At 74.8% G+C, this 26165-nt stretch carries 32 protein-coding genes; 14 read left to right on the forward strand and 18 right to left on the reverse strand.

What is annotated here, in order from left to right; translation table 11 throughout:
- The first annotated feature begins 54 nt into the window (after positions 1-54).
- Both MODMU_RS00570 and MODMU_RS00575 read left to right on the forward strand, forming a co-directional pair.
- Positions 55-711, forward strand: a complete 657-nt coding sequence (locus MODMU_RS00570) for a GntR family transcriptional regulator (protein WP_041794802.1) — start codon at positions 55-57, stop codon at positions 709-711.
- The gene (locus MODMU_RS00575) at positions 708-1730 is read left to right on the forward strand and encodes a 1-aminocyclopropane-1-carboxylate deaminase (protein WP_014738193.1); all 1023 of its coding nucleotides are present in this window, start codon (positions 708-710) and stop codon (positions 1728-1730) included. The genes MODMU_RS00570 and MODMU_RS00575 overlap by 4 nt, the downstream gene beginning before the upstream one ends.
- Before the next feature lie 52 nt (positions 1731-1782).
- Here the strand turns inward: MODMU_RS00575 and MODMU_RS00580 are convergent, their stop codons facing one another.
- The 6 genes from MODMU_RS00580 to MODMU_RS00605 form a co-directional block, all read right to left on the reverse strand.
- A complete protein-coding gene (locus MODMU_RS00580) occupies positions 1783-3108 on the reverse strand; it encodes a hypothetical protein (RefSeq protein ID WP_014738194.1) in 1326 nt (441 codons plus the stop codon).
- Positions 3109-3214: 106 nt separating this feature from the next.
- A complete protein-coding gene (locus MODMU_RS00585; protein ID WP_014738195.1) occupies positions 3215-4069 on the reverse strand; it encodes a hypothetical protein in 855 nt (284 codons plus the stop codon).
- A 126-nt stretch (positions 4070-4195) separates the two neighbouring features.
- A complete protein-coding gene (locus MODMU_RS00590; protein ID WP_014738196.1) occupies positions 4196-4933 on the reverse strand; it encodes an alpha/beta fold hydrolase in 738 nt (245 codons plus the stop codon).
- Positions 4934-5008: 75 nt separating this feature from the next.
- The gene (locus tag MODMU_RS00595) at positions 5009-5215 is read right to left on the reverse strand and encodes a hypothetical protein (RefSeq protein WP_014738197.1); all 207 of its coding nucleotides are present in this window, start codon (positions 5213-5215) and stop codon (positions 5009-5011) included.
- 72 nt (positions 5216-5287) lie between these two features.
- Positions 5288-6307, reverse strand: a complete 1020-nt coding sequence (locus MODMU_RS00600) for an NADP-dependent oxidoreductase (RefSeq protein WP_014738198.1) — start codon at positions 6305-6307, stop codon at positions 5288-5290.
- Positions 6304-7071, reverse strand: a complete 768-nt coding sequence (locus MODMU_RS00605) for an SDR family NAD(P)-dependent oxidoreductase (RefSeq protein WP_014738199.1) — start codon at positions 7069-7071, stop codon at positions 6304-6306. Before MODMU_RS00605 ends, MODMU_RS00600 begins: the two co-directional genes overlap by 4 nt.
- A gap of 128 nt (positions 7072-7199) precedes the next feature.
- Between MODMU_RS00605 and MODMU_RS00610 the strand changes: the two genes are divergently transcribed.
- Complete coding sequence (locus MODMU_RS00610) at positions 7200-8321, forward strand: class I SAM-dependent methyltransferase (protein WP_231851734.1); 1122 nt, start codon at positions 7200-7202, stop codon at positions 8319-8321.
- A gap of 13 nt (positions 8322-8334) precedes the next feature.
- Here MODMU_RS00610 and MODMU_RS00615 read toward each other — a convergent pair whose 3' ends face one another.
- The 4 genes from MODMU_RS00615 to uraD form a co-directional block, all read right to left on the reverse strand.
- Positions 8335-8829, reverse strand: coding sequence for a phosphoribosyltransferase (locus tag MODMU_RS00615; protein ID WP_014738201.1), 495 nt, complete (start codon positions 8827-8829; stop codon positions 8335-8337).
- Positions 8830-8838: 9 nt separating this feature from the next.
- Complete coding sequence (gene pucL / locus MODMU_RS00620) at positions 8839-9744, reverse strand: factor-independent urate hydroxylase (protein WP_014738202.1); 906 nt, start codon at positions 9742-9744, stop codon at positions 8839-8841.
- Positions 9745-9844: 100 nt separating this feature from the next.
- Positions 9845-10162, reverse strand: coding sequence for a hydroxyisourate hydrolase (gene uraH, locus MODMU_RS00625; RefSeq protein ID WP_014738203.1), 318 nt, complete (start codon positions 10160-10162; stop codon positions 9845-9847).
- A complete protein-coding gene (gene uraD, locus MODMU_RS00630; RefSeq protein WP_014738204.1) occupies positions 10159-10686 on the reverse strand; it encodes a 2-oxo-4-hydroxy-4-carboxy-5-ureidoimidazoline decarboxylase in 528 nt (175 codons plus the stop codon). Before uraD ends, uraH begins: the two co-directional genes overlap by 4 nt.
- 51 nt (positions 10687-10737) lie before the next feature.
- On the opposite strand from uraD, the gene MODMU_RS00635 reads away from it, so the two are divergent.
- Positions 10738-11940, forward strand: a complete 1203-nt coding sequence (locus MODMU_RS00635; protein ID WP_014738205.1) for a DUF6986 family protein — start codon at positions 10738-10740, stop codon at positions 11938-11940.
- 197 nt (positions 11941-12137) lie between these two features.
- Complete coding sequence (locus MODMU_RS00640; RefSeq protein ID WP_014738206.1) at positions 12138-13064, forward strand: anti-sigma factor RsbA family regulatory protein; 927 nt, start codon at positions 12138-12140, stop codon at positions 13062-13064.
- Between the two features lie 7 nt (positions 13065-13071).
- On the opposite strand, the gene MODMU_RS00645 is transcribed toward MODMU_RS00640, so the two are convergent.
- On the reverse strand, positions 13072-13623 hold the full coding sequence (locus MODMU_RS00645; RefSeq protein WP_014738207.1) for a sugar O-acetyltransferase: 552 nt from the start codon (positions 13621-13623) through the stop codon (positions 13072-13074).
- Between the two features lie 51 nt (positions 13624-13674).
- On the opposite strand from MODMU_RS00645, the gene MODMU_RS29875 reads away from it, so the two are divergent.
- Together MODMU_RS29875 and MODMU_RS00655 are read left to right on the forward strand one after the other, a co-directional pair.
- Complete coding sequence (locus MODMU_RS29875; RefSeq protein WP_014738208.1) at positions 13675-14538, forward strand: SDR family oxidoreductase; 864 nt, start codon at positions 13675-13677, stop codon at positions 14536-14538.
- The gene (locus tag MODMU_RS00655; RefSeq protein ID WP_014738209.1) at positions 14535-15065 is read left to right on the forward strand and encodes a MarR family winged helix-turn-helix transcriptional regulator; all 531 of its coding nucleotides are present in this window, start codon (positions 14535-14537) and stop codon (positions 15063-15065) included. The genes MODMU_RS29875 and MODMU_RS00655 overlap by 4 nt, the downstream gene beginning before the upstream one ends.
- On the opposite strand, the gene MODMU_RS00660 is transcribed toward MODMU_RS00655, so the two are convergent.
- A complete protein-coding gene (locus tag MODMU_RS00660) occupies positions 15062-15457 on the reverse strand; it encodes an STAS domain-containing protein (RefSeq protein WP_014738210.1) in 396 nt (131 codons plus the stop codon). The genes MODMU_RS00655 and MODMU_RS00660 overlap by 4 nt on opposite strands.
- 86 nt (positions 15458-15543) lie before the next feature.
- On the opposite strand from MODMU_RS00660, the gene MODMU_RS00665 reads away from it, so the two are divergent.
- Positions 15544-16119 carry an NADPH-dependent FMN reductase gene (locus MODMU_RS00665; RefSeq protein WP_014738211.1) on the forward strand — a complete coding sequence of 192 codons (576 nt, stop codon included), beginning with the start codon at positions 15544-15546 and terminating at the stop codon, positions 16117-16119.
- Positions 16120-16132: 13 nt separating this feature from the next.
- On the opposite strand, the gene MODMU_RS00670 is transcribed toward MODMU_RS00665, so the two are convergent.
- Positions 16133-16660 (reverse strand): NUDIX domain-containing protein, encoded by a 528-nt coding sequence (locus MODMU_RS00670; protein WP_014738212.1) that lies wholly within the window; start codon positions 16658-16660, stop codon positions 16133-16135.
- A 33-nt stretch (positions 16661-16693) separates the two neighbouring features.
- Here MODMU_RS00670 and MODMU_RS00675 point away from each other — a divergent pair, with 33 nt between their 5' ends.
- The gene (locus MODMU_RS00675; RefSeq protein ID WP_014738213.1) at positions 16694-17179 is read left to right on the forward strand and encodes a DnaJ family domain-containing protein; all 486 of its coding nucleotides are present in this window, start codon (positions 16694-16696) and stop codon (positions 17177-17179) included.
- Between the two features lie 3 nt (positions 17180-17182).
- On the opposite strand, the gene MODMU_RS28215 is transcribed toward MODMU_RS00675, so the two are convergent.
- The 3 genes from MODMU_RS28215 to MODMU_RS00685 all read right to left on the reverse strand — a co-directional run bounded on the left by MODMU_RS28215 (position 17183) and on the right by MODMU_RS00685 (position 21337).
- Positions 17183-17326 carry a hypothetical protein gene (locus tag MODMU_RS28215; RefSeq protein WP_014738214.1) on the reverse strand — a complete coding sequence of 48 codons (144 nt, stop codon included), beginning with the start codon at positions 17324-17326 and terminating at the stop codon, positions 17183-17185.
- 97 nt (positions 17327-17423) lie between these two features.
- Positions 17424-19271: a hydantoinase B/oxoprolinase family protein gene (locus MODMU_RS00680; protein ID WP_014738215.1), complete on the reverse strand. Its 1848-nt coding sequence runs from the start codon at positions 19269-19271 to the stop codon at positions 17424-17426.
- The gene (locus MODMU_RS00685) at positions 19268-21337 is read right to left on the reverse strand and encodes a hydantoinase/oxoprolinase family protein (protein WP_014738216.1); all 2070 of its coding nucleotides are present in this window, start codon (positions 21335-21337) and stop codon (positions 19268-19270) included. Before MODMU_RS00685 ends, MODMU_RS00680 begins: the two co-directional genes overlap by 4 nt.
- An 80-nt stretch (positions 21338-21417) precedes the next feature.
- Between MODMU_RS00685 and MODMU_RS00690 the strand changes: the two genes are divergently transcribed.
- The 4 genes from MODMU_RS00690 (at position 21418) to MODMU_RS00705 (ending at position 22847) form a co-directional block, all read left to right on the forward strand.
- Positions 21418-21609 carry a helix-hairpin-helix domain-containing protein gene (locus MODMU_RS00690; protein WP_014738217.1) on the forward strand — a complete coding sequence of 64 codons (192 nt, stop codon included), beginning with the start codon at positions 21418-21420 and terminating at the stop codon, positions 21607-21609.
- 19 nt (positions 21610-21628) lie between these two features.
- Positions 21629-22003: a VOC family protein gene (locus MODMU_RS00695; protein ID WP_014738218.1), complete on the forward strand. Its 375-nt coding sequence runs from the start codon at positions 21629-21631 to the stop codon at positions 22001-22003.
- Between the two features lie 65 nt (positions 22004-22068).
- A complete protein-coding gene (locus tag MODMU_RS00700; protein ID WP_083869630.1) occupies positions 22069-22494 on the forward strand; it encodes a winged helix-turn-helix transcriptional regulator in 426 nt (141 codons plus the stop codon).
- Positions 22495-22514: 20 nt separating this feature from the next.
- Complete coding sequence (locus tag MODMU_RS00705) at positions 22515-22847, forward strand: thioredoxin family protein (RefSeq protein ID WP_041794812.1); 333 nt, start codon at positions 22515-22517, stop codon at positions 22845-22847.
- Here MODMU_RS00705 and MODMU_RS00710 read toward each other — a convergent pair.
- On the reverse strand, positions 22844-23665 hold the full coding sequence (locus MODMU_RS00710) for a dienelactone hydrolase family protein (protein ID WP_014738221.1): 822 nt from the start codon (positions 23663-23665) through the stop codon (positions 22844-22846). The genes MODMU_RS00705 and MODMU_RS00710 overlap by 4 nt on opposite strands.
- Before the next feature lie 151 nt (positions 23666-23816).
- Entirely contained in the window at positions 23817-24233 is a 417-nt protein-coding gene (locus MODMU_RS00715; RefSeq protein WP_014738222.1) for a MarR family winged helix-turn-helix transcriptional regulator, read from the reverse strand.
- 171 nt (positions 24234-24404) lie between these two features.
- Here MODMU_RS00715 and MODMU_RS00720 point away from each other — a divergent pair, with 171 nt between their 5' ends.
- Positions 24405-26132, forward strand: coding sequence for an ABC transporter ATP-binding protein (locus MODMU_RS00720; protein WP_231851735.1), 1728 nt, complete (start codon positions 24405-24407; stop codon positions 26130-26132).
- The last annotated feature ends 33 nt before the right edge of the window (positions 26133-26165 follow it).

Genomic DNA, 26165 nt, shown 5'->3' on the forward strand with positions numbered 1-26165 from the left:
GGTACAGAAAGCCCCGGACGGGTGCCTTGACAGGTGGTGCAACTGACATGTCAGATGTCAGTTGTGTCGATCGCGCCGGTGCCCCGGGTCCTGCTGCGGGACCACGCGCTCACCCTCATCCGCTCGGCCATCGTCAGCGGCGAGCTGGCGCCCGGCGCCGTCGTGAAGGACGCCGAGCTGGCCGGCCGGCTCGGGCTGTCGGTCGCCCCGGTGCGCACCGCCCTCGCCCGGCTCGCCGACGAGGGGCTGGTGGAGAGCAAGCCGCAGAGCCACACCCGGGTCACCCCGCTGGTGCCGCAGCAGGTGCGGGACGCCGCCGTCGTCGTCCGGGCGATGCACGAACTGGCCGTCCGGGAGGGCGCCGCGGCGGTCACGGCCGCGGACGTCGCGGCGATGCGGGCCGCGAACGAGCGCTTCGCCGCCGCCGTCGGTGCCGGCGACCTCGACGGCGCACTCGCCGCCGACGACGAGCTGCACGACGTGCTGCTGGCCCGCTGCGGGAACACCGCGGTGCGGGCCACGATCGACCGCTTCACCCCCGCGGTCCGCCGGCTGGAGCGGCAGCGGTTCGCCGCCGCGCACGGCCGCGGGTCCGTGGCGCTGCACGACTCCCTGATCGCCGCCTGCGCGGCCGCCGACGTCGACGCCGCCGTCACCACCACCACCGAGATCTGGACGGCGCTGCTGTCCGAACTGGAGGAGACCCCGTGACGACCTTGAGCGACTTCCCCCGCCACCCGCTGCTGTTCGGCCCCTCGCCGGTGCACAAGCTGGACCGGCTGACCGCCCATCTCGGCGGGGCGGCGGTGTGGGCCAAGCGCGAGGACGTGAACTCCGGGATCGCCTACGGCGGCAACAAGACCCGGAAGCTGGAGTACCTGGTCGCCGACGCGCTGGCCCAGGGCTGCGACACGCTCGTCTCCATCGGCGGTGTGCAGAGCAACCACACCCGGCAGGTCGCCGCCGTCGCCGCGCACGTCGGGCTCAAGTGCGTGCTCGTGCAGGAGAGCTGGGTCGACTGGCCGGACGCCGTCTACGACAAGGTCGGCAACATCCTGATCAGCCGGCTGGCCGGCGCCGACGTCCGGCTGGTGAAGGCCGGGTTCGGCATCGGGTTCAAGGAGAGCTGGGAAACCGCGCTCCAGGAGATCGTCGACGGCGGCGGCAAGCCCTACCCGATCCCGGCCGGGGCGTCGGACCACCCGCTCGGCGGCCTGGGCTTCGCGAACTGGGCGCACGAGGTCGCCGCCCAGGAGGCGGAGCTCGGCGTCTTCTTCGACACCGTCGTCGTCTGCTCGGTGACCGGTTCGACCCAGGCCGGCATGGTCGCCGGCTTCGCCCAGCGCGAGGAGCAGGGCGCCCGGCCGCGGCGGGTGCTGGGCATCGACGCCTCGGCCAAGCCGGCCGAGACCCGCGACCAGGTGCTGCGGATCGCGCAGCGGACGGCGACGGCGATCGGCGTGCAGCGTCCGCTCACCCTGGACGACGTCGAGCTCGACGAGCGCTTCCACGCCGGCGTCTACGGCATCCCGGACGCGACCACGATCGCCGCGATGGAGCTGGCGGCCCGCACCGAGGGCATGGTCACCGACCCGGTCTACGAGGGAAAGTCGATGGCGGCCACGATCGACCTGGTCGGCCGGGGCGAGATCGACCCGTCGGCGACGGTGCTCTACGCCCACCTCGGTGGGCAGCCCGCGCTCAACGGCTACAGCGCGCTCTTCTCCTGAGCAGCCGGACGGGCCCGGCCACCGCGAGGTGACCGGGCCCGTCCGCACCGGGTCAGCCGAGGGCGCTCGTCCGACGGCGGGGGAGCGCGATCAGCCCGAGGCCCAGCGCCAGGGCGAGCAGGCCGCCGAGCGCCAGCGCCGCGACCGGGGTGCCGGTGTAGGCGAGCCCACCGGACGTGCCGGCCGTGCTGCCGTCAGCGGTGACCAGGACGCCGGACGAGGCCGACACCGTGCTGACCGCACCGCGCTGGTCGACGGCGCCGAGGGTGACCAGGTCGAGCGACGGACCCTGCAGGCCGGTGACGGTCCCCGGAGTGGTCGAGCCGACCGGGGTGGTCGGGTCCACCGGAGCGGTCGGCCCCACCGGGGCGGTGCAGTCGCCGGTGACCTCGCCGAGGACGGCGATCCCGTTGCCGCAGGCGGTCACCGGGACGTCGACGTCGACGACCGGCTGCCCGCCGGTGGTGGGCGTGGTGGCGGGGGTGGTGCAGTCGCCGGTCGCGTCGCCGAGGACGGCGATCCCGTTGCCGCAGGCGGTCACCGGGACGTCGACGTCGACAGCCGGGTCCCCACCCGGGCCGGGGGTGGTGGCTGCGGGAGTGCAGCCGCCGGTGGCATCGCCGAGAACGGCCAGGCCGTTGCCGCACGCGGTGATCGGGGCGTCGACGTCGACGGCCGGGTCCCCACCGGTGTCGGGGGTGGTGGCGGGGGTGGTGCAGCCGCCGGTGGCGTCGCCGAGAACGGCCACGCCGTTGCCGCACGCGGTGATCGGGGCGTCGACGTCGACGGCCGGGTCACCGTCGGTGTCGGGGGTGGTGGCGGGGGCGGTGCAGCTGCCTGTCGCGTCGCCGAGGACGGCGATCCCGTTGCCGCACGCGGTCACCGGGACGTCGACGTCCGCGAGCGTCCCGCCAGGACCAGAGCCGGACCCGGTCGCCGGCGGGGTGGCCGGGCCGGCCGGGGCGTCAGCGGTCGCCTCGCCGAGGACGGCGACCGCGTTGCCGGTGACGGTCACCGGCACGTCGACGTCCACGAGGGAGCCCGCCGAGGAGCCCGCTGCCGGCGCGGCCGGGACCTCCGCGTCGGGCTGGACGACGTCGATCCCGGCGACGTCCGCCGCGTTCCCGCCGATCGTGATCGGCACGGTCAGGCTGACCGCCCCGAGGTCGGCGGCGAGGGTGCCGTCGAGGGCCGGCAGGTCTATCTCGGCCGGGGTGCTGCCGGTCGTCCCGAGGACGGCCAGGGCGTTGTCGCTGACGGTGACCGGGACGGTCACGTCGGCCAGGCCGTCGTCGGCGGAGGCGATGCCGGTGCCGAGCGCCAGCAGGCCGCCGGTGAACAGGCCCGTCTGCAGGGCGCGCTTCATCCACACGTTCATGAGGGGTGTCCTTCTCGAGGGTGGTGCCGGACTGAGGGGGACCGGTCCTGTCCGAGGGACGGGCCGGGTGGTGCCGCAGGTCAGCGCGGAGCTGACGGCGGCGTGCTCAGTCGGGCGAGAAGGAGGGCTCGAGGACGGCAGGACGGGCCGGTCGGGAACCGGTCCCGGGCACCGCAGCCAGGACGCCGCCGAGCACCGTCCAGGGAGCGGAGGAGAGGTCGGCCGGCGTCTGGTCACCGCCGGACGAGCTGGCCCCGGCGGACGACGCCGGCACCGAGGCGGCCGGCAGGCCCGTCGGCGCGGCGGGGAGGACCGGGCCCGGCGTCGTCGCCGGCCCGGCCAGCACCACGTCCGTGGCCGCCGGGTCGGTCGACGCAATGGACACGGAGGACGTCGATCCGTCCGACAGCTGTGCGGCGGCCACGGCAGCCGCCGGGACACCGTCGCCGGCCGGGGCCGGGAGGGTCGGCTGCGCGGCGTCGGCCGGCCCGGTCACCGGGAGCGCGACCGGCAGGACGGGCGCGACCACCTCGTCGACGACCGGGACGACCTGGTCCACGACCGGGACGACGACCTGCTCGACCACGGGCACGACGACCTGGTCCACCACGGGGACGACGACCTGCTCGACCACGGGCACGACCACCTGGTCCACCACCGGCACGACGACCTGCTCGACCGTCGGCGTCAGGACCTCGGTGACCGGCCGGACGACGGGGCTCACCGTCGGGACGACGACCTGCTGCGTCACCGGGGCCACCACCTCGCCGACCGGCACGAGCAGGTCGGAGGCGAGCGAGACCACCGGGCCGGGCGCGCGGGCGACCTCGTCCGCGGAGGCGGTCGAGGCGGCCGAGCCCAGCAGCCACAGGCCGGTGCCGACGCCGGCGAGCACCAGCGCCCGGCCCGCGGAGCGGGTGAGGCGGCGTCCGGGAGCGACGGTGTGCGCGTGCTCGGTCATGCCACCTCCCCACTCGTTGTGATCGGGCTCTCACGTCGAGTGAACAGGCAGCAGTCGGATCCGGCAGCCCCAGATGGGTCCTCCGATCGGGTGGACTGCCGGCCCGCGGGGTGACGCAGCGTGAGGTCAGAGCGGGACGGACAGCCCCTCCGGGCTCGGCTGCTGCATGGCCGCCGCGATGTCGGCGCGCATCGGCGCGAGCCCGGTGCCGGCCAGGACGACGTCCCGGGCGAAGGCGTGCCAGCGGGCGGACCGGCGAACCATGGAGTGCCCGCCGGCGATCGTGAAGCGGGCGACCCGGGCGCCGGCGCGGCGGGCGCGGACGGCGTGGTCGAACGAGAGCCGGGCGGGCACCCAGCGGTCGCCACGGCCGTGCAGCACGGCCACCGTCTGGCCGCGCAACGGCAGCACCGGCTCGCCCGGCGGTGTCCAGGGGGCCAGCGCGCAGACGGCGGTGACCGACGGCTCGCTGCCCGCGCGCAGCACGGCCCGGCCGCCCATGGAGTGCCCGACCAGCACGATCGGGACGTCGGTGCCGTGCTCCTCGCGGAGGCGGGCGATCGCCCAGCGGACGTCCTGGAAGGCGTCGGCGGCCTCCCCGTTCCAGCCGGCGACGCGGTAGCGGAGCAGCGCCGTGCCGATCCCCTGGGCCCCGGCGGAGGCGTGCACGAACTGGTCGAAGGCGCGCATCCGGACCAGGGAGAGGGCGCGTTCGCGGGGCGGCTCGATGCTGGCGACGGTGCCGCCGTGGCAGAACAGCGCGAGGCCCCGGGTCTCGCCCTGCGCGGCGCGCTGCTCGAGGGCCGGGACGAGCGGGTCGGGGCGGTCGGCGTCGGGGGTGGGGATCGGTGGCTGGGCGTCCACGGTGTCCTTCGGGATCGGCGGGTGCGGTCGGTCGGGGTCCGGCGCGGTGAACGCGACGGAGCCCCGACCGGACCGTCAGCGACCGCGGCGGGGCTTGCCCCCCAGCTTGACGCGCGCCCGGTCGCCGACGTCACCGGCCCTCAGCAGACCGTTGCTCAGGGTGGTCGGACCATTGCGCCGCTGCAGGGCCAGCCCGAGGCGGCGGAGCAGGCCGGTGGCCAGCGGGGCGAGGACGGTGAGCAGGACCCACATGCGGAACCGGCGGGTGAGGAAGAGCCACATGATCAGGACTCTGCCCGGATCGCCGCCAGGTCAACCGGACCGCCCGGTCCGCACCGCCGCCCGCGGCGCCGGTCAGTCCGGGTCGGGCGCCAGCCGGACGACCATCTTGCCGGTGTTGCCCCCGCTGAGCAGCGCCCGGAAGGCGTCGACGGCGGAGTCCAGCCCCTCGACCACGGTCTCCCGCGCGACCACCGACCCCTCGCGCAGCCACCCCGACACCGCCGCGACGAACTCCGGCCGCAGGTCGGCGTGCGAGCTGACGATGAACCCGCGCAGCGACAGCTGCTTCCCCACGGCCAGGCTCAGGTTCCGCGGCCCCGGCGGCGCGCTGACGGCGTTGTAGTTCGAGATCGACCCGCACAGCGCGGCCCGGCCGAACGTCCGGAACGCGGTGATCGCCGCCTCCAGGTGCTCCCCGCCGACGTTGTCGAAGAACACGTCGATGCCGTCCAGGGCGGCAGCGGCGAGCAGGTCGGTGATCGCGCCGTCGTGGTAGTCGAAGGCCGCGTCGAAGCCGAGGGACCCCAGCCAGGCCACCTTCTCCGGCGTCCCGGCGCTGCCGACCACCCGGGAGGCCCCGCGGAGCCGGGCGAACTGCCCCACCAGGCTGCCCACCGCACCGGCCGCGCCGGACACGAAGACCGCGTCCCCGGGCTGGAAGGCGGCCAGCCGGAAGAGCCCGGCCCAGGCGGTGAGCCCGGGCATGCCGAGCACGCCGAGGTGCAGCGACAGCGGCAGCCCGGGCAGCGGCTCGACCACCTGCACGTGCGCGGCCGGCAGCACGGCGAGGTCACGCCAGCCGGCCCCGTGCAGCACCAGCGCACCCTCGGGCACGTCGTCGGACCGCGACGTGACGACCTGCCCGATCGCCCCGCCCTGCATCGTCTCGCCCAGCTCCCAGCTGGGCGCGTAGGACCTGGTCGCGTTCATCCGCCCCCGCATGTACGGGTCGACCGACATGGCGATCGTGCGGACGACGACCTCACCCGGCTGGGGCTCCGGGCGGTCGAGGGAGACGAGCGCGAAGTCGGCGTCCACCGGCTCGCCGTGCGGCCGACGGACCAGCTGCCACTCGCGGGTCGCGATGGTCACCGCGGGAAGTCCGGCTCGTTGCGCGGCACCACGAAGACCTCGGGCACGAAGCTGGTGTCCGGCATGGTGACCATCGTCAGCACCATCCGGGCGACGTCGGCCGGCGGCATCATCCGGTGCGCCGGGATCCCCCAGCGCTCCATCATCGGGGTGTCCATCGCGGCCGGCACGATGCTGTGCACGCGGGCCGGGAACGGGGTCTCCGCGCCGTCGGCGCCGACGGTCGCCTTCTCCCGGAGCTCCCGCTGGATGCACCGGGTGGCGCTGCGGAACGCCGCCTTCGAGCTGTTGTAGGCGATCGCCCCGGCGCCCGAGGTCACCGCGGACAGCGACGTCACGTGCACCACGTCGGCGACGGTGTCGGCCGGGCGGTGCTGCACCACCTTGAGGAACTCGCTGGTCAGGAAGACCGGGCCCTCGCAGTTGACCGCGTGCACCATCCGGTAGTCGGCGAGGTCGATGTCGGTGATGTAGCCCGGCCGGTCGATGCCGGCGACGTTGACCAGCAGGTCGAAGGCGTCGCCGTGCCGGTCGAACAGGTCGGCGACCACCCGGCGGCGCGCGTCGTCGTCGGTGACGTCGAGCGCGACCACCTCGGCGGCGTCCCCGATCTCCGCCCGGGTCTTCTCCGCCCCGGCGGTGTCGACGTCGCCCAGCACGACGGTGGCCCCGGCGTCGGCCAGGGCGGCCGCCACCGCCCGGCCCAGCCCGCTCGCGGCGCCGGTCACCAGCGCCACCCGACCCGACAGCTGTTCAGTGCTCATGTGCTCCCGTTCCTCGTCTCGCCAGAGTCGCCACAATGGCGGACGGCGACCGTCGCCGCAGCACGGGCCTGCGCCCGCCCCCGACCCACCCGGGTCGGGGCCGCCGCCGTTCGTGGAGAGTGGTCGCCGTGGACGCCGCCGAGTTCTTCGCCCAGCTGAGCCGGGAGCCCGACGTCGACGCCCCCGACCTGGTCGCCGTCGACGCCACCGACCGGCTGCTGCTCGACGAGGCCGCGACCGACCTCGCCGCGCACCCCGGCGCCGTCGTCGTGCTGGACGACGACCACGGCGCGCTCACCCTCGGCGCCGTCGCGCTGCACGGGGCGACCGGCGTCCGGGTGCACCAGGACCTGCTGGTCGGTGAGCTGGCGCTGGCCGCCAACGCCGAGCGGACCGGTCAGACCGGGACGTACACCCGGCACGGCCTGGACGCCGACCTGCTGCGCGGCGCCCGGGTGGTGCTCGCCAAGGCCCCGAAGAGCCTCGAGGCCCTGCGCGAGCTCGTCCAGGTGGTGGCCGCCGGCGCCGACCCGGCGGTGACGCTCTACGTGGGCGGCCGGGTGAAGCACATGACGCTCGGCATGAACGACGTGCTGGCCGAGGGCTTCACCGACGTGCACGCCACCCTGGCCCGGCAGAAGTCCCGGGTGCTGGTGGCCCGCGGCCCGCGCCCGGTGCAGAGCTCCTTCCCGGTCTGCCGGGAGCACGCCGACCTCGGGCTCACCGTCTGCGCGCACGGCGCGGCGTTCGCCGGGGTCAAGGTCGACCGCGGCACCCGGGCGCTGCTGGCCGCGCTGCCCGGCGCCGTCCCGGACGCCGCGACGGCGGTCGACCTGGGCTGCGGCACCGGCGTGCTGGCGGTCGCGCTGGCCGCCGCCCGGCCCGGGCTGTCGGTCGTCGGCGTGGACCAGTCGGCGGCGGCGGTGGCCTCCGCGGTGGCGACGGTCGCCGCCAACGGGCTGGGCGACCGGGTGCGGGTGGTCCGGGACGACGCCGCCGGCAGCCTGCCCGACGCGAGCGTCGACCTGGTCGTCTGCAACCCGCCGTTCCACAGCGGGGTGGCGGTCTCCGAGACGCTGGCGCACCGGCTGTTCGCCGGCGCGGCCCGGGTGCTCCGCCCAGGCGGCGAGCTGTGGTGCGTCTACAACAGCCACCTGCCGCACCGGGACGCGCTGCGCCGCATCGTCGGCCCGACCCGGCAGGTCACCCGCGACCCCACCTTCACCGTCACGGCCTCGACCCGGACGTAGCCGGGGCCCTCCGTCAGTGCCCGGAGCCGCCGCGGGAGACGACCGGCGGCTCGGTCGACCAGGGGAAGTTGATCCAGGCGTCGGTCTTCTTCCACGCGTAGTCGCAGGCGACCACCGAGCGCGGCTTCTCGTAGATGACGGCGGTGCGCACCTCGGTGACGTGGCCGGCGCAGAAGTCCGTGACCAGCTCGAGGGTCTTGCCGGTGTCGGCGACGTCGTCGGCCACCAGCACCCTCGTGCCGGTCAGGTCGACGACGTCCAGGGTCGGCGGCAGGACCACCGGCAGCTCCAGCCGCTCGTCGACGCCGGTGTAGAACTCGACGTTCATCACGAAGAGGTTCTTCACGTCCAGCGCGTAGCCCAGCGCCCCGCCCAGGAACAGCCCGCCGCGGGCGATGGACAGGATGATGTCGGGCTCGAAGCCGCTGTCGGCGACCTGCTGTGCCAGCTCCCGGGCCGCCCGCCCGAAGTCGGCGTAGGTGAGGGTCTCGCGCTCGGCGTCGGTCACCGGACGATCTCAGCAGAACCCGGGCGTGCCCAGCCAGGCGGCCGGGGCGGCCGGGACGTCGTCCCGCAGGACGGTCCCCTCGATCAGCCCGTACGGCCGGTCGTCGGCGTGGTAGACCACCGCGCCCGGCGCGTCGAGGGCGTTGTCCAGCCCGTAGGCGGACAGGTCCTGCAGGAAGTGGTGCTTGTTCGGCATCGAGAACCGGATCTCCGCCACGTCGCCGTGCTGCTCGAGCGCCTTCTCGCCCATCGCGTACAGCGTCTGCTGCAGCGCCAGGCTGTGCGTGCCGGCGAAGGTCTCCAGCAGCGTCGTCCGGACGGCGTCGTAGCTGCCGTTCCAGTCCACGTCGGTGCCGGTGTACCGCCAGCGGGCGGTGACCGCGGTGGCCAGCACCCGGTCGGTGGTCTCCGGCAGGGTCGTGTAGCGGTCGCGGGGGAAGCCCCAGAACTCCGACCCGGTGCTCTTGAGGACGACGAGGTCGGTCAGCCCGGCGATCACGTGCACGTCATCGCCGTCCACGGTGACCACCGCCGTCCGGACCTCACCCCCGGGCCGGCGGAACGCGTGGTCGTGCGGCTGCCCGCCGACGGTGATCCGGTCCCAGCCGTAGGACTCGATCGCCACCCGGGCGCCGGAGACCCAGGGGTAAGAGCTGGTGAAGTGGTCGGCCAGCCGGATGCCGAACTCCTCGCAGCTGCCGATCCCGTCGCGGGCGAAGGCGAAGACGGTGTTCTTCTGCGCGTCGGTGGTCAGCACGTGGGCGTTGTCACCGGCGGTGTGCGCCGCGGCGAAGTCACCCCGCAGCGCGGAGCTGACGTTGAGGTCGACCAGCGAGTGGCGGGGGGTCGAGCGGTCGACCGCGACGACGCGGACCTCCGCCTTCCCGTACTGGTTGGGCCCGAGGACGATCGCCATGCGCGCACCTTCGCTGATCGAGATTGCCGGGATGTTGCACACGAAGGACCCCGTCCTCCCCACCCTTCGCAAGCTCAGGGCGGGACCCGGGACGGGGCCGTCAAGAACCTCTGTACGTCGAGTAGCTGAACGGGGAGAGCAGCAGCGGCACGTGGTGGTGCTCGGCGGGCTCGCGGACGGCGAAGGTCAGCACCACCTCGGGCCAGAACGTCTCGCGGCCCTGCGCCTCCGCCCACGCGCCGGTGCCGAACACCAGCCGGTGCGGCCCCGCGGCGGTCGCGTCCTCGGTGAGCCGGCAGCGCCCGTCGGCGTCCGTGGTGCCGCTGGCCACCACCCCGTCGGCGTCCAGCAGCTGGACGGCGATGCCCGCAGCGGGCCGGCCGAGCACCGCGTCCAGCACGTGCGTCGAGACGCTCATGCCGCCCCTTCCTCCACCAGCCGGCGCACCCGCAGCGCCGTGATCTGCGCCAGCTGCTCGGTCACCTCGGACCGCTCGGTCTCCGGGTCGTTCGCCAGCCGGCGGTCGAGCTCGGCCAGCATCTCCTCCGCCGTCCGGCCCGCGGCCCGGATCAGGAACACGTGGTGGAACCGCTGCTCGTAGGCCCGGTTGCCGGCCAGCACGGCGGCCCTCAGCTCGGCGTCGGCGGCGCTCATCCCGTTCTGCTCCCGCCGCGAGGAGCGGGCCTCGGCGGTGGACCCGGTCACCCGGTCGCCGATCCGCGGGTGGGCGGTCAGCGCGACGGCGACCTCTTCCCAGGGCAGCGCGCGGCTGACCTGCTCGACCCGCCGCACCAGCGTGTCGACGTCGGGGTAGGGCCGGCCGACCGCCACCTCGGTCGCGAACCGCGGCGCGGCGTTGATCGCCTGCAGCACGTCCTCGACCTGCTCGACCGGTTCGGAGTTGAAGCGCATGAGGGCAGGGGGGACGGCGGGCTCGGCCACGTGGGAGAGGATGCCAGCTCGCGACCCCGGTCAGCAGACAACGGAGCCACCGTGATCCCCGAGCACGTCCTCGCCGCACTCGACCAGCAGCTGGCGCCCGTCGACGCCGCCCGGCTGGCCGCCTACCCGGGCGAGCCGCCGACCCGGCAGCCGGTGCACACCTGCTACGTGCCCGCCGACGCAGTCGTCCCCGGGCTGGTGGCCTCCTGGGGGGCGACGGCGCTCGCCGCCCTCGACGAGCACGGCCTCCCCGACCTCGGCCTGGACGCCGACCTGGTCGCCGACGTCCTGCCCCGGGTGCGCCGCAAGCTGGCCGTCGAGCCGGTCGAGGACCTGCGGGTCGACGCCGAGGACGGCTACCGCGGGTCGCCGGAGGTCGAGGACGACGACGTGCGGGCCGCGGCCGCCGTCCTGGCCGCCGAGCCGGCGCTGCCGCCGTTCCTGGGCATCCGGGCCAAGTCGCTGGAGGAGCCCACCCGGCGCCGCGGCGTCCGCAGCCTGGACCTGTTCCTGACCGGGCTGGCCGGCGCCGGCCGCGAGCGGGCGGTCGTCACGCTGCCCAAGGTCACCGCCGTCGAGCAGGTCACCGCGTTCCTGCCGGTCCTCTACGCCCTGCAGCAGACCAGCGGGCTCGCGCTGGACCTGGAGCTGCAGGTCGAGACCCCGCAGGCCGTGCTCGGCGCGGACGGGACGGCGACGCTGGCCCGGATGCTGCACGCCGGGGCGGGCCGGGTCACCGGCCTGCACTACGGCACCTACGACTACAGCGCCTCGCTGGGCATCGCCGCGGCCCACCAGGCCTCCGACCACCCCGCGGCCGACGCCGCCAAGCAGGCCATGCAGGTGGCCGTCGCCGGGACCGGTGCACGCGCCGTCGACGGCTCGACCAACGTGCTGCCGGTCGGGTCGACGGCGGAGGTGCACGCCGGCTGGCGGCTGCACGCCGGGCTGGTCCGCCGGGCGCTGGAGCGCGGCTTCTACCAGGGCTGGGACCTGCACCCCGCCCAGCTGGTCACCCGGTACGTGGCGACCTACGCCTTCTTCCGGGCCGCGCTGCCGGCCGCCGCCGCCCGGCTGACCGCCTACGTGAGCCGGGTCGAGGGCGGGGTGCTCGACGAGCCGGCCACCGCCCGGGCGCTGGCCACCGTCGTGCTGCGCGGGCTGGACTGCGGTGCCCTCGACGTCGCCGAGGTCGAGTCGGCGACGGGCCTGGACCGGACCGCCCTCGACGCCCTGGCCGGCCGGCGGCGCTGACCCGGCGGGCGATCTCCGGCGACACGCCGACACGGCAGCTCACCCTCCGCGAGGAACGGGGAGACCGCGCAGGCCAGCCGCCTGTCCGGGCCCGGCGACGGACCGCCGCGGGGGCCGGGTGCGTCCGCCGGGAGGCGGGTGCTTGAGAATGCGACCAGTCGTCGAGGTCCCTGGGGCCCGGGAGAGGAGCGCCGCCAGTGACCGCCAGCCCCGTCGTCCCCGAGCACGACCTCCTCGTCGTGGACTCGGACGAGCAGCTGCGCAGCGCCGCGGCGGCGTTCCTCGACGAGGGCCGGGACGCCGGTGACCTGATGCGCGCCTCGGTCCCCGGCTGGCTGGTCGACGAGCTGGCGCCCGCCCTGCCCGAGGTCAGCTTCGCCGCCGCCGAGAAGGCCGTGTGGCGGCGGGAACCGGACCTCATCGGGTCGATCCGCAAGGCGGCCACCGAGTGCGCGCCGCGGCGCTACCGGCTGCTGGGGCTGGTCACCGCCCCCGAGGGGCGCGCCTGGGACGAGCGGCGTCGCTGCGAGGCGATCACCAACATGGCCTACGACGGCCAGGCGGTCTCCATCCTCTGCCTCTACGACCGCCGGACGGCGCCGGACGGTGCGCTCGCGGCCGCGGCCGCCACCCACCCGTACCTGCGCACCCTGGACGGCCGGCAGGTCAACCCCGGCTACCGCGACCCCCGCGCCTACCTCGACGGGCTCGACGTCCCCGAGGAGCCCGTGCAGCGGACATCACCGGTCCTCGCCGTCGACGCCGCGCCGTCGCTGCCGCAGCTGCGCCACCAGCTCGGCGCCGCGCTGCGCGGCCGGGCGGGGGACCGGGACGTCGAGGAGGACTTCCACCTCGCGGTCAGCGAGATCGCGGCGAACGCCTTCCGGCACGGCACCCCGCCGGTGTCCGCCCGGCTGTGGGCCACCCCGGACCGGTTGGTCTGCACGATCACCGACTCCGGCACCAGCTTCCGCGACGCCACGGCCGGGTACCAGCCGGCGCACGGGGACGACCTCTCCCGCGGCGGCATGGGCCTCTGGCTCGCCCGCAAGCTGTGCGACCACGTGGACCTCGTCCGCGGGCCCGGGGGGCTGACCGTCCGGCTGGTGACCGCGCTGCGCTGAGCCGGGCTCAGCCGAGCTGCCGCACCACCCGGGCCGGGTTGCCGACCACGAGCACGCCGGCGGGCACGTCCCGGGTCACGACCGCGCCCGCCCCGACGACGCTGCCCGCGCCGATCGTGACGCCGGGCAGCACGATGACGCCGCCGCCCAGCCAGACGTCGTCCTCGATGGTGATCGGCGCCGAGCCCTCCCAGCCCTCGCGCCGGCGGCCGGCGTCCAGCGGGTGGGTCGCGGTGAGGAACTGGCAGTTCGGGCCGACCTGCACGAAGTCGCCCACGGTGATCCGGCCGACGTCGAGGAAGACCGCGCCCCAGTTGACGAACACGTTCTCGCCGACGTGGACGTTGTAGCCGTAGTCGCAGCGCAGCTCCGGGCGGATCGTGGTGCCGGACCCGACCGAGCCGAACAGCTCGGTGAGCAGCTCCCGGTGGCGGTCGTGGTCGAGCTCGGCGTTGTACCGGGCGGTCAGCTCGGCCGCCCGGCGGCCGTCGGCGCGGAGGTCGGGATCGCTGGCGATGTACTCCCCGCCGGCCAGCATCCGGTCCTTCATCTCTCCCATCCCGGCACCGTATCGGCCGCAGAGAGGTACCTCAGCCCTAAGGTGACGGGTGTGATCGTGGTGACCGCGGCGGGCGGGTCCACCGGGACGGCGGTGGTGCGGGCGCTGCGCGCCCGCGGCCGATCCGTGCGCGCGGTCGTCGGCCGGCGCGGCCCCCGCCCGGAGCTCACCGCGCTGGGCGCCGAGCTCGTCGTCGCCGAGCTGGGCCGGCCGATGGCCTGGTCCGGCGTCCTCGCCGGGGCCGAGGCGCTGTACCTGATCTGGCCGAACTTCGACCCCGACGAGGCCGAGGGGGCGCCGGCGCTGTTCGCGGAGGCCCGCCGGGCCGGGCTGCCGCGGGTGGTCTACCACTCGGTGCTGCGCCCCCAGCTGCGGGTGATGCCGCACCACGCGGCCAAGGACCGCGCCGAGGAGGCGCTGGACGGCAGCGGTCTGCGGTCGTGGCGGGTGCTGCAGCCGTGCGCCTACGCCGACAACCTCGACGCCCAGCTCCCGGCGGTGCAGGCCGACGGGAGGCTGCGCAGCCCCTGGGGCCTCCGGACGGCGCAGTCGCTGGTCGACCTGCGCGACGTCGCCGACGCCGCCGCGGTGCTGCTGACCGAGGACGGGCTGGACGGCGGCACGTTCGAGGCGGCCGGCCCCGAGGCGCTGACCGCCCCCCGGATCGCCGAGCTGGTCGGGGAGCGGCTGGGGCGTGCGGTGCGGGCGGAGGACGTCGTCCCCCGCGGCGAGGTGCCCACCTCCTACGCCGCCCGCTGCCGCCGGACGATGTTCGACCACTACCGGGCGCACGGCTTCACCGGCAGCCCCCGGGTGCTCACCGACCTGCTCGGCCGCCCGCCGCGGACCTTCGCCGAGCACCTGGCCGACCTGGACCCCGGCGCGCTCGGCCTCCCCGACCGGACGCCGGCGTGAGCGACCGCGCCGACGGGGACGCGATGGACGAGATCCTCCTGCAGTGGGCCCGGGAGCGGCCGGACCTGGACTGCTCGCCGATGGGCGTCATCGGCCGGATCAGCCAGCTGCAGCGCGAGGTCTTCCTGGCCCAGCGGGCCACCTTCGCCCGGCACGGGCTGGACGCGCCGTCCTTCGACGTCCTCGCCGCGCTGCGCCGGGCGGGGGAGCCCTACCAGCTCACCCCGACCGCGCTGATGCGCACCGCGCTGGTCACCTCCGGCGCCATCACCCAGCGGCTGGACCGGCTGGAGGAGAAGGGGCTGATCACCCGGGGCCGCAGCGACGCCGACGGGCGGGCCGTCGTCGTCACGCTGACCGACGCGGGCCGGACGGCGCTGGACGCCGCCCTGCCCGACCACCTCGAGACCGAGCGCGGGATGCTCGCCGGCCTGACCGACGACGAGCGCGACCAGCTGGGCGCGCTGCTGCGCCGCTGGCTGGTCGCGCTGGGCCGCGTCCCCGGCGGCATCCCCGACCCCTCCTAGGAGTGCTCGCTGGGCCGGTGGGTGGCCTCGTGGACCTCCTCGGGGGCGTCCGGACGGCGGTCGATGACGGTGAACCGGTGCCACAGGCCGCTCAGCTGCAGCGGCCGGGTGACCGAGTCGTCCCCGACGACCAGCGCGAGCTCGATGCCGCGGGGCTGGCACATCTTCTGCACCTGCACCAGCGTGGACAGCCCCGCGGAGTTCAGGAAGGTCACCGGGCGGGTGTCCAGCTGGACCCGGCGCAGCTGCGGCGCACCGAGCAGCAGGTCGGTCATCGCCCGGACCAGCGGGCGGCGCGCTCCCTCGGTCAGCTCGCCGCGCAGCGTGATCTCCGCTCCGTGTGCATCCTGCTCGGTGACCTCGACGTCGACGCTGGCATCAGGCTGGTCCATGCCCCCGATCCTTCCCGGTGCCGGGAGGGTTCATGCTGCCGTCTATGGTGCTTGAGTCCTCAACGACTCGTTCCAGGAGCAGCCCCGTGTCCCAGCCCGTCCTGCAGGTCGTCGTCGGCAGCACCCGCCCCGGCCGCAAGGGCCTCGCGGTGGCATGCTGGGTGCAGCAGCTCGCCGAGGCGCACGGCGGCTTCGACGTCGAGCTGGTCGACCTGGCCGAGGTTGGGCTGCCGGTCTTCGACGAGCCGGACCACCCGCGGCTGCAGCGCTACACCCACCAGCACACGAGGGACTGGAGCGCGGTCGTCAGCCGCGCGGACGCCTTCGTCTTCGTGACCCCGGAGTACAACCACTCGTTCCCGGCGGCGCTGAAGAACGCGCTGGACTACCTGCACGTCGAGTGGGCCGACAAGGCGGCGGCGCTGGTCTCCTACGGCGGCGTCTCGGCCGGCCTGCGGGCCGCCACCGCGCTGAAGCCGGTGCTCACCTCGCTGCGGATGGTGCCGGTGGTCGAGGCGGCGACGATCCCGTTCTTCCAGCAGTTCCTCACCGAGGACGGCGAGTTCGTGCCCAACGACCAGCTGGCCGCCGGCGGCAAGGCGATGCTCGACGAGCTGCTGCGGCTCACCACCGCCCTGCGCACCCTCCGCGCCGCCGCCTAGGGCCCGACCCGGCTCAGGGGCGGGTGAGCAGCAGCAGGCTGTAGGCGGCGAGCGAGGGGCCGTCGGTGAAGCGGCCGTCGCGGACCATGGCCCGGAACTCGGTCTCCGGGACGAACGCCGTCCGCATGTCCTGCTCGGTGGCCTCCCGCGCGGTGGGCCCCGGAGTCAGCCCGGTGGCCAGCCAGACGTCGAACTCCTGGGTGGACAGCCCCGGGGCCAGGTCCAGGTGCCCGAGGTGCCGGAAGCCGTCGGCCCGCAGCCCGGTCTCCTCGGCCAGCTCGGCCCGGCCCAGCTGCTCGGCCGTCCCGTCGTCCCCGTCGGTCCAGGTGCCCTGCGGGAACTCCCACGCCCGGCGGCCGAGCGGGTGCCGGAACTGCTCGACGAGCCAGAACCCGTCGCCCTCCACCGGGATCACCAGGCCGAAGTGCGGCTTCTCCACCACCCCGTAGACGCCGGTCGACCCGTCGTCGCGGACGACGTCGTCCTCCCGCACCCGGATCCACGGGTTCCGGTACACCTCCCGGCTGCTCGTCGTCCGCATGCGACCTAGCCTCGCAGACGAGGAGGAGCACGCATGACGGAGCGCAAGCCGCAGGGCATGACGTTCGAGACGTGGGTCGAGCAGCAGATCCGGCGCGCCGCCGACGAGGGCGCCTTCGAGGGGTTGTCCCTGGCCGGCAAGCCGCTGCCCCGCCGCGACCGGGAGAAGTCCAGCTACGAGTGGGCGCTGGAGTGGGCCCGGCGCGAGGAGGGCGAGGTCGGCGCGATGCTGCCGACCGGGCTGGCCCTGCGCAAGGAGCGGGAGGAGCTGCCCGCGCTCATCGCCCGGCAGACCTCCGAGGACGCCGTCCGGGCGCTGGTCGTGGCGCACGTCGAGCGGGTCGACCGGTACTACCGGCAGCCGGTGGACGGCGTGTGGATCCCGGTCGGGATGCCCGACGTCGAGGAGGTCGTCGCGGAGTGGCGGCGCACCAGGCCGGCCGTGACCGCCCAGCCCGACCCGGAACCGGCGGCTCCGCCGTCCCGGCGTCGGGGCTGGTGGCGCCGCCGCGCGGGCTGATGCTCAGTCCTGCTCGTCGTCCTCGCCCGACGACTCCTCCGCGTGCGCGGCGGCGAGCTCGCGGGTGGCCATGCCCCCCGAGCCGCCCTCGTCGTGCTGCCCGGGGTGCAGGTTTGGGTCCTCGGCCTGGTGCGCTGGCTCGGTCACGTCGTCCGACCCTGCCCGCACCCCGGCCGACCTGCCACCCGGGCAGTCGAGCTCTGCCCCCGATGGGGGGCAGAGCTCGACTGCACCAGGGACCCGGTCAGAGAAGGTCGAACTCGTTGTGGGTCGCGCCGCCGGCGAGCAGCGCGTACCCCGGGCCGCGGTCGAAGAACGGCTGGACCTCGTCCCGGCCGGCGCGCACCTCGGCCCGCAGCTTGGTGGTCGCCTCCTCGTCCGCCGTCCCGTCGTCGCGGACGACGACGCCGTAGTCGCGGCGGGCGCCCTCGACGCTCACCTTCCGCCAGGCGATGTCCTGCAGCACCTCGGCGACCGGCCGGTCCAGCGGGTCACCCCAGCCACCGCCGCCGGTGGTCCGCACCCGGACGACGGTGCCCGCGCGCAGCGGCTCGGCGTCGGCCAGCGCGTCGACCTCGTGCTCGTCGTGCCCGCCCGGGTCGACGGTGATGGAGAACGGCCGCCCGGCCCTGCCGCCGTTGACCCCCCAGCAGGACAGGATCGAGCGGTCCGCGATGGACATGAAGTGCGCGTCGCGGAGCACCCGGATGTCCTTCTCGTAGCCGCAGCCGCCGCGGTACCGCCCGGGGCCGCCGGAGTCCACCGCGAGGCCGAGCCGCTCGATCCGCAGCGGGAAGCGGGACTCGGTGAACTCGGTCGGCAGGTTCCGCGAGTCCGGGACGACGTGGATGGTGTCCTCGCCGTCGGCGTAGTAGCGCCCGCCGGAGCCGCCGCCGAGCACCTCGCGCATCAGGTACGGCTCGCCGTTCGCGTCGGTGCCGTAGACGCCGGTGTAGCGGATCGTCTCCTGGTCGGCGGGCATCCGGCCACCGGTGGCCTTGGCCAGCACGCCGGCCAGCACGCCGAGCAGCCGCAGGATCACGAACGTCCGGGCGTTGGTCGGCGCCGGGAAGATCGGCGTGAGCAGCGTGCCCTTCTCCGGGAACCGCATCTCGATCAGCGGGACGACGCCCTCGTTGACGTCGAGCTGCGCCATCCGCTCCGGGGTCGCGGCCAGGTTCCGCAGGACCGGGGCCAGCCACTTCTTCAGGAAGTTGCCGTCGGCGTAGTCGCCGCAGTGGTTGATCGGGCCCTTGGCCTGCGGCCCGGTGCCGGTGAAGTCGATGACCAGCGGGACGTCGGCCGAGCTGTCCATGGTGAGCGTGATCCGCTGCCGGTGCAGCTGCGGCTCCTCCACGCCGTCGTGCTCGGCGTAGTCCTCCCAGACGTAGGACCCGTCCGGGATCTGGGACAGGATCTCCCGCCGGTACACCTCGGTGGAGCTGCTCAGGATCGACTCGAAGCAGGCCTCGACCGCCTCGACGCCGTACCGGTCGAACAGCTCGCCGAGCCGGCGGGCACCGGCCAGGCAGGCCGAGCACTCCGCGTCGAGGTCCGCAGCCAGGGAGTCCGGCATCCGCGAGTTGCGGGTCATGATCGTCAGCGCGGCCTCGTTGCGGACGCCGCGGTCCCACAGCTTGATCGGGGGGACCATCAGGCCCTCCTCGAACACGCTGGTGGCGGCCGAGGGCATGGAGCCCGGCACCGCGCCGCCGATGTCGTCGTGGTGGCCGAACGCCTGGATGAACGCGACCACCTCACCGGAGGCGAACACCGGCACGGTCACGCAGAGGTCGGGCAGGTGGCCGATGCCGCCCTCGGACAGGTAGACGTCGTTGTGGAAGAAGACGTCGCCGGGGTTCATCGTGCCGATCGGGTGGTCCCGGACGACCGGGTGCACCAGCGCCGAGTAGGACCGCCCGGTGAGCTTGCGCAGCTGCCGGTCGTGGATGCCGGCCCGGAAGTCGTGGGCGTCGCGGATCATCGGCGAGCGCGAGGTGCGCCCGATCGACGTCTCGACCTCCTTCTCGATCGCCGCCAGGGTGCCGGCGACGATCTCGACCAGGACCGGGTCGGCGGCGGGCTTCGTCACGCGGACTCCTTGGTGAGCAGCAGGTTCCCGAACCGGTCGACGGTCGCGGTGAAGCCGGGGTGGACCGGCACGGTCGAGCCGAACTCCTCGACGATCGCCGGACCGGTGATCACGTCGCCGGGCGCCAGGTCGGGCCGCCAGTGCAGCGGGGCCTCCACCCAGTCGTCGAAGAACACCTGCCGGGTGCCGGTGACGGACCGGTCCAGCCCGCCCTCGCGGCCCTTCGGCTCGACGATGTCCGGACGGCGGATCGGCCCGATGCCGCTCACCCGCAGGTTCACCCACTCCACCGCCTGGCGCGGGTCGGTGGCGAAGTCGTAGCCGTAGAGCTGGGAGTGCGCGGCGTGGAACGCGGTGGCGACGGCGTCCAGCGCGGCGGCGTCGAGCGCGCCGTCGGCGACCGGCACCCGCACCTCGAAGGCCTGGCCCACGTAGCGCAGGTCGGCGGTGCGCTGCATCCGCTGCTGGTCGCGGGCGAAGCCCTCCTCGTCCAGCGCCGCGGCGGCCTGGGTCTCCAGCGCGGCGAAGGCGTCGGCCACGGCGTCGGGGGAGAGCTCCGCGTGCCGGGACACCATGGTCTGCACGTAGTCGTTGCGGACGTCGACGGTGAGCAGCCCGAACGCGCTCACGTTGCCCGGGTTCGGCGGCACCAGGGTGCGGGGGAGGCCGAGCACGTCCATCAGCCGGCAGGCGAGCAGCGACCCCGACCCGCCGAAGGTGGTCAGGGTGAAGTCGCGGACGTCCAGGCCGCGGGCGACGGTGACCTGGCGCAGCGCGTTGGCCTGGTTCCAGGCGGAGATCTCCAGGATGCCGGTGGCCAGCTGCTCGACCCCCATGCCCAGCTCGCCGCCCAGCCGCTCAAGGCCGGCCCGGGCCGCGTCGACCGACAGCGGGATCTCCCCGCCCAGCAGGTGCGGGGGGATCCGGCCGAGGACGACGTGCGCGTCGGTGACCGTCGGCTCGGTGCCGCCGTTGTCGTAGCAGATCGGGCCCGGGTCGGCGCCGGCCGAGCGCGGGCCGACCTTGAGCGTGCCCTCCGGCGACAGCCAGGCGATCGAGCCGCCGCCCGCGCCGACGGTGACCACGTCGATCATCGGGATCTTCGACGGGTAGTCGCCGACCGAGCCCTCGGTGGTCAGCGTCGGCTCGCCGTCGATCACCACGGTGACGTCGGTCGAGGTCCCGCCGCCGTCGCAGGTGAGCACCCGGTCGAAGCCGGCGGTGCCGGCGATCAGCGCCGCACCCAGGGCGCCGGCGGCCGGGCCGGAGAGCATCGTGGTGATCGGCTGGTGCACCACCTCGGCGGCGCTGAGCACGCCGCCGTTGCTCTTCATCACGTAGAAGGGCACGTCGGGGGCGATCTCGTCGAGCCGCCGGCGGATGTTGGTGACGTAGGCGCCGACCTTGGGCTTGACCGCCGCGTCGACCAGCGTGGTCACCGAGCGCTCGTACTCGCGGTACTCGCGCAGCACCTGCGAGCTGATCGACACGACCGCGCCGGGGTGCTCGGCCCGCAGGACGTCGAGCATCGCCCGCTCGTGGGCGTCGTTCGCGTAGGCGTGCAGGAAGCAGACGCCGACGGTGGTGATGCCGGCGTCGGCGAAGAACCGGGCGGCGGCGACGGCGTCCTCGGTCGAGAACGGGCGGACCTCGGCCCCGGAGACGTCCAGCCGGCCGCGCACGGTGCGCACCAGGTCGGCCGGCACGATCCGCGGCGGCTTGACCCAGAAGTAGCTGTTGCCGTAGCCGTCGGGCACCGACTGGCGGGCGATCTCCAGCACCGACTCGTAGCCCTCGGTGGTGATGAAGCCGATCCGGTCCAGCTTGCCCTCGAGCAGCTGGTTGGTCGCGACCGTCGTCCCGTGGCTCACCGCCGTGACGGCGCTGCCGTCCAGGCCGAGCTGGTCGAGGACCTTCCGGACGCCGGTGAGGAAGCCGTCGGCCGGGTCGGCCGGGGTGGACGGCGTCTTCGTCGTGGCCACCTCGCCGGTGTCCTCGTCGACGGCGACGACGTCGGTGAACGTGCCCCCGGTGTCGATCCCGATGCGGACGCGGCGAGCGCTCATGAACAGGTACCTTAGCGCTGAGATACCTGCACCGGAAGCCCGCGCCGATGAACTCCGTGTCCCCGGGCAGTCTGCCCGGCATGACCTCCGACGACCTGCCCGCCCTCGGCGCCCCGGCCACCCGCGCGCTCGCCGCTGCCGGCATCACCCGCCTGCCCCAGGTGGCCGAGCGCTCCGAGGCGGAGCTGGCCGCGTTGCACGGTGTCGGCCCGCGGGCGATCGGGCTGTTGCGGCGCGCGCTGGCCGAGCAGGGGCTGTCCTTCCGTCGGTAGGGCTGGCTAGCGTCCGCGCATGCCCGAACGCCCGCGGATGACGCTCACCGCCACCGTGCTCGACACCCCGGACCCGCCGGGGCTGGCCCGGTTCTACGCCGCGCTGCTCGACTGGCCGATCGGCGAGGACCACCCGGAGTGGGCGACGCTGCGCCCGGGCGGCCCGGGCCTGTCCTTCCAGCTCGAGCGCGAGCACGTGCCGCCGGTGTGGCCGGCCGCGGCGGGCGACCAGCGGATGCAGCTGCACCTGGACGTGCAGGTGGAGGACCTGGTCGCGGCCACCGCGTTCGCGCAGTCGCTCGGGGCCCAGGTCGCCGAGTTCCAGCCGCAGGACGACGTCCGGGTGCTGCTCGACCCGGCCGGCCACCCGTTCTGCCTCTTCCTGGCCGGCTGACTCCCCGACCAGGCGCCGTGTGGCGCAGTTGACCTGACCTCGGTTCAGGGTTCAGACTCAGCACCGTGGACAACGGTGTGGCGCAGGTGCTCGCCCTGGTGGGGGAGCGGTGGGCGCTGCTCGTCGTCCGGGAGGTGTCGCTCGGGCTGCGGCGGTTCAACGAGCTCGAGGCCGCCACCGGCGCGCCGCGCGCGGTGCTGTCGGACCGGCTGCGCCGGCTGACCGACGCCGGGGTCCTCCGCACCCGCCCCTACGTCGTCCCGGGCAGCCGGGCGCGCTCCGAGTACGTGCTCACCGACGCCGGCTACGACCTGCTGCCGCTGCTGGCGGCGGTGTCCGACTGGGGCGAGCGGCACCTGGGTGCCGGCTCGCCGCAGGACGTCGTCTACCGGCACGGCGGCTGCGGCGGCCGGGTGACCGCCCGGCTGGTGTGCGAGTGCGGCGAGGAGGCCGGCCCGCAGGACCGGCTCGTCGCCCAGGTCAACCGATGAGGAACCACCGAGGAGCTGCCATGTCCCTGACCCCGACCACCGACCGGACCTTCGTCGACGACGTCCTGATGACCACCACCCCGGTGCTCGTCGAGTTCACCGCCGACTGGTGCCCGCCGTGCACGATGATCGCCCCGGTCCTGGAGCGGATCGCCCGCGAGCAGGCCGGGCGGCTCCGGGTGGTGTCGCTCGACGTCGACACCAACCCGGAGACCACCCGGGCCTACGGCGTGCTCGGCATGCCGACCATGTCGCTGTTCGTCCGCGGTCGGGTGGTCGCGCAGGTGACCGGCGCGCGCCCGCAGGCGCAGCTGATGAAGGAGTTCGAGCCGCACCTCGGCGCGCGGGTCTAGCCCTCCGCGGCCGCCTTCACCCCGAGGCGTTCCCGCAGGAACGCCGTCACCTGGGCCCGGGCCTCGTTCGTGGGGTGGCCCGGGGTGTCGGCGTCCTTGCTGGTGAGCACCATGTGCTCGTTCGAGCCGATGCCGGCGGCGTTGCCGGGCCGGGAGTTCAGCGCGACCGGCAGCCAGCCGTCGCCGAAGGCCGCGCGCAGCGAGCGGAACCGGTCGGTGGGCGAGGCGCTGTCCTCGCTGAAGCGCAGGCCCATCAGGCACAGCCCGTCGTTCTGCACCCGGGTGGAGACGGCGTCCCGCTCCCGGTCGGACATGCCCAGGTCGCGGCGCCGTCCGGCGGTGACCGGGATCGGCAGCGTCGGCTGGCTGGCCACCGGCGCCAGGACGACGGGCTCGACCGCCGACGCCAACGCGAAGCCGCCGCTGAAGCACATGCCGATCACGCCGACGCCCGGGCCGCCCACCCGGTCGTGCACCCGGCGGGCCACGGCCCGGACGTACTCGGCGACCGGCCGGTCGGCCCGCTTGGCGAAGGCGCGGAACTCCCGGCTGATGCAGGCCGAGGCGAAGCTGCGGGCCGCGTAGCCGGGGGACATCGGCCGGCCGGGGTCACCGAACAGCGAGATCACGGTGACGGTGAACCCGGCCTCGACCAGGTGGTCGGCCAGTCCCATCACCTCGGGGGTCATGCCCGGGATCTCGGGCAGCAGCACGACGCCGGGCCCGGACCCGCGGGTGTAGAGGTCGTGGGTGATGCCGGCGTTGGTGAAGGACTCGGTGGCCCACCCGGCGACTGCAGACGATGACGGCTCTGTCATCGGCTGATCGTGGAGCATCCGGGCCGATCGGTCGAGTCCTCCGTGCGGATGTCCCCCGCTGGCGCGGCCGGACGCGGGTCCAGCCGGGCGGGGGAGGGTGGAGCCGCGTGCGCCCGCGGCTGGACCCGTCCCGGCCCGGGTGGAGCCGGGGTCAGTCGGTCAGCGCGCGCAGGATCCGGGCCAGCTCGGCGCGGTCGGTTGCGGAGAGCCGGCCGAACAGCTCCTGCGCGTCGGCCGCGCGGGCGTCGTCCACCTCGCGCTGCACCTGCCGGCCGGCCTCGGTGACGGTGAGCACCACGGCCCGCCGGTCCGTCGGGTCCGGCGCGCGCGCCACCAGCCCGCGTTCCTGCAGCCCGTCGGCCACCTCGGTCGCCGACCGCGGGGCGATCCGCAGCGCCTCGGCGAGCTCGGAGAGCCGGACGCCGTCGCCGGAGCCGACCACCCGCAGCGCCCGTGCCTGGTGCGGTGACAGGTCCCAGGGGGCGAGCACCGCGCCGAAGCGCCGGCGCAGCGTCCGGGCGGCCCGCATCAGCAGGTCGCCGAGGGCCGCCGTCCCGTCGTCCGTCATGCGGGAATCGTACCGCCGGTGCTGTGGTTACCACACCGTGAGGTAACCTCACCATTGACTTGAAGGGGTGGTCGCTTGGACGACAACACCACCGGTGGCGGCCGCAGGAGCGGCCGACCGGACCCGGCCGACAAGGCCCAACTCGAACGCTCGCCCGTCCGCTGGAGCCGCGTGGCCGGGCTCTTCCGACCGTTCCGCGGACAGCTCGCCGTCGTGGTCGCGCTGATCGTGACCTCCTCGGCCATCGCGCTCGCCACGCCGTTCCTCGTCCGGCTCGTCATCGACGAGGCCCTCCCGCAGCAGGACGTCCGGCTGCTCGCCTGGGCCGTCGCCGGCATGGTCGCGGTCACCGCCGTGACCGCCGTGCTCGGCGTGCTGCAGACCTGGCTGTCCACGACCGTCGGCCAGCACGTCATGCACGGCCTGCGGACGTCGGTCTTCGCCCACCTGCAGCGCCAGTCGCTCGGCTTCTTCACCCGCACCAAGGGCGGCGAGGTGCAGTCGCGGCTGACCAACGACATCGGCGGCATGCAGTCGGTGGTCACCTCGACCGCCACCTCGTTCGCCTCCAACGCCACCACGGTGGTGGGCACGGCGGTGGCCATGGCCGCGCTGAGCTGGCGGCTGTCCCTGCTGTCGCTCGTCGTGCTGCCCCCGGCCATCTGGCTGACCCGCCGGGTGGCCCGGATGCGGCGCACCATCACCGCGCAGCGCCAGCGGTACCTCGCCGACCTGAACACCCAGGTCGAGGAGGGGCTCAGCGTCAGCGGCGTGCTGCTGGGCAAGACCCTCGGCGCTGGCCCCGCCCAGTCGGCGCGCTTCGCCGGGACGTCGGACGACCTGGTCGGGCTCGAGGTCCGCTCCCAGCTCGCCGGCCGCTGGCGGATGGCCACCATGAGCATCGTCTTCGCCGGCATCCCGGCGCTGATCTACCTGGCCGCCGGCCTGCCCGCGACATCGGGCGGCATGACCATCGGCACGCTGGTCGCCTTCACCGCGCTGCAGGGCAACCTGTTCCGCCCGCTGATGGGCCTGCTGGACATCGGCGTCGCGCTGACCGCCTCGATGGCGCTGTTCAGCCGGGTCTTCGAGTACCTCGACCTGCCCGTCGACATCGACGACCCCGCGCACCCGCGCCCGCTGGGCGACGTCCGCGGCGAGGTGCGGTTCGAGCACGTCGGGTTCCGCTACGCCGACGGCTCCCGCGCCGCGCTGACCGACGTCGACCTCGCCGTCCCCGCCGGGGCCACGCTGGCGCTGGTGGGCGAGACCGGCTCGGGCAAGAGCACGCTCGCCTCGCTCGTCGCCCGGCTCAACGACCCGACGACCGGCCGGGTGACCATCGACGGCGTCGACGTCCGGGACGTGGCGCTCGCCGACCTGGCCCGGGTGGTCGGCGTCGTCTCCCAGGAGACCTACCTGCTGCACGGCACCATCCGGGAGAACCTGCGGCACGCGAAGCCCGACGCCACCCAGGCGGAGATGGTCGAGGCGGCCCGCCGGGCCCAGGTGCACGACGTGATCGCCGCCCTGCCCGACGGCTACGACACCGTGGTCGGCGCCCGCGGGCACCGGTTCTCCGGCGGGGAGAAGCAGCGGCTGGCGATCGCCCGCACGCTGCTCCGCGACCCGCGGGTGCTGGTGCTCGACGAGGCGACCAGCGCGCTGGACAACACCACCGAGCGCGCGGTGCAGGCCGCGCTGGACGAGGCCAGCCGCGGCCGGACGACGATCACCATCGCCCACCGGCTCTCCACCGTCCGGGACGCCGACCTGATCGCCGTCCTCTCGCACGGCCGGGTCGTCGAGCAGGGGACCCACGACGAGCTGACGGCCCTCGGCGGCCGCTACGCCGAGCTGGCCGGCGCCGCCGAGCGAGAGGCCGTGCTCGCCGGCTGAGACGACGACGGCCGCCGTCCCGGGATCGGGACG

The sequence above is a fragment of the Modestobacter italicus genome, from assembly GCF_000306785.1.
In the GTDB taxonomy this organism is placed as follows: domain Bacteria; phylum Actinomycetota; class Actinomycetes; order Mycobacteriales; family Geodermatophilaceae; genus Modestobacter; species Modestobacter italicus.

Bases quoted from the DNA above. Each gene is read 5' to 3' on its own strand.
- MODMU_RS00570 (WP_041794802.1), top strand. From the start codon at position 55: ATGTCAGTTGTGTCGATCGCGCCGGTGCCCCGGGTCCTGCTGCGGGAC.
- MODMU_RS00580 (WP_014738194.1), bottom strand. From the start codon at position 3,108: ATGAACGTGTGGATGAAGCGCGCCCTGCAGACGGGCCTGTTCACCGGC.
- MODMU_RS00585 (WP_014738195.1), bottom strand. From the start codon at position 4,069: ATGACCGAGCACGCGCACACCGTCGCTCCCGGACGCCGCCTCACCCGC.
- MODMU_RS00595 (WP_014738197.1), bottom strand. From the start codon at position 5,215: ATGTGGCTCTTCCTCACCCGCCGGTTCCGCATGTGGGTCCTGCTCACC.
- MODMU_RS00605 (WP_014738199.1), bottom strand. From the start codon at position 7,071: ATGAGCACTGAACAGCTGTCGGGTCGGGTGGCGCTGGTGACCGGCGCC.
- pucL (WP_014738202.1), bottom strand. From the start codon at position 9,744: ATGGCGATCGTCCTCGGGCCCAACCAGTACGGGAAGGCGGAGGTCCGC.
- uraH (WP_014738203.1), bottom strand. From the start codon at position 10,162: ATGAGCGTCTCGACGCACGTGCTGGACGCGGTGCTCGGCCGGCCCGCT.
- MODMU_RS00645 (WP_014738207.1), bottom strand. From the start codon at position 13,623: ATGGGAGAGATGAAGGACCGGATGCTGGCCGGCGGGGAGTACATCGCC.
- MODMU_RS00660 (WP_014738210.1), bottom strand. From the start codon at position 15,457: ATGGACCAGCCTGATGCCAGCGTCGACGTCGAGGTCACCGAGCAGGAT.
- MODMU_RS00670 (WP_014738212.1), bottom strand. From the start codon at position 16,660: ATGCGGACGACGAGCAGCCGGGAGGTGTACCGGAACCCGTGGATCCGG.
- MODMU_RS00675 (WP_014738213.1), top strand. From the start codon at position 16,694: ATGACGGAGCGCAAGCCGCAGGGCATGACGTTCGAGACGTGGGTCGAG.
- MODMU_RS00685 (WP_014738216.1), bottom strand. From the start codon at position 21,337: ATGAGCGCTCGCCGCGTCCGCATCGGGATCGACACCGGGGGCACGTTC.
- MODMU_RS00690 (WP_014738217.1), top strand. From the start codon at position 21,418: ATGACCTCCGACGACCTGCCCGCCCTCGGCGCCCCGGCCACCCGCGCG.
- MODMU_RS00695 (WP_014738218.1), top strand. From the start codon at position 21,629: ATGCCCGAACGCCCGCGGATGACGCTCACCGCCACCGTGCTCGACACC.
- MODMU_RS00705 (WP_041794812.1), top strand. From the start codon at position 22,515: ATGTCCCTGACCCCGACCACCGACCGGACCTTCGTCGACGACGTCCTG.
- MODMU_RS00710 (WP_014738221.1), bottom strand. From the start codon at position 23,665: ATGACAGAGCCGTCATCGTCTGCAGTCGCCGGGTGGGCCACCGAGTCC.
- MODMU_RS00715 (WP_014738222.1), bottom strand. From the start codon at position 24,233: ATGACGGACGACGGGACGGCGGCCCTCGGCGACCTGCTGATGCGGGCC.